The organism is Actinophytocola sediminis, from assembly GCF_054779715.1.
Genome location: NZ_BAAGXS010000127.1, coordinates 1 through 726 on the forward strand (window position 1 = coordinate 1; position 726 = coordinate 726).

The following is a 726-nucleotide window of genomic DNA, read 5'->3' on the forward strand; positions in this document are numbered from 1 at the left end:
GCACCTGACCTGCCCTCCCACCGCGCATCCGACTACCGCGACCCCATCAACGACGTCAACAAGAGTTACGAACGCCTCCAAGAATCCCTCACCACCGACCACCAAACCCTCCTCGGCCAAGTTAAAGACACCACAGCCGCACCCAGCGAAATAATACCGGTCAACAATGGGCCAGACCTATCATATGATTGTCTCAACTTAAGCGGCGAACATTATGCCTGCCCCCAATCAGAATCGTCGCCCTCGTCATCCGACTTCGACGCCAGCGATGCAGCACATCTAGGGCTTGGTGCCGGAGGAATGGCACCGGGAGTCGGGATCTTCTTTGATCTGGCGGACGCGGGTTTGTATGCGACGGAAGGTAACTGGGGCGAGTTCGGGCTTTCGCTGCTATTCGCTGTGCCCGGTATTGGGGACTTGGCGCGCGGCGGAAAAACTGTCGACGAAGGTGCCGATATAATTCGAAGGTCGGCCGATGATGTCCCGCGCGGTGGAGGTGGTGCCGAAGGAGCGGGGGGGAAATGCCTAGAGGGTTTCAGTAGTTTCTCCGGTGAAACCCACGTGCTGATGGCTGATGGCACCACCAAACCCATCATGGATATCGAAACCGGTGACCAAGTATGGGCGACGGATCCCCAGACCGGCGAGAGCGGACCCCGCACCGTCACCGCCGTCTGGCAACACCCCGACACCGTCCTGGACCTGGTCACCGAAGACGGTGCTACC

1 pseudogene is annotated in these 726 nt (G+C 59.5%); it reads left to right on the top strand.

The annotated features are described in order from the left end of the window. Window positions 1-726, top strand: a pseudogene (locus ACYVIP_RS44625) (hypothetical protein); the annotation flags it as partial.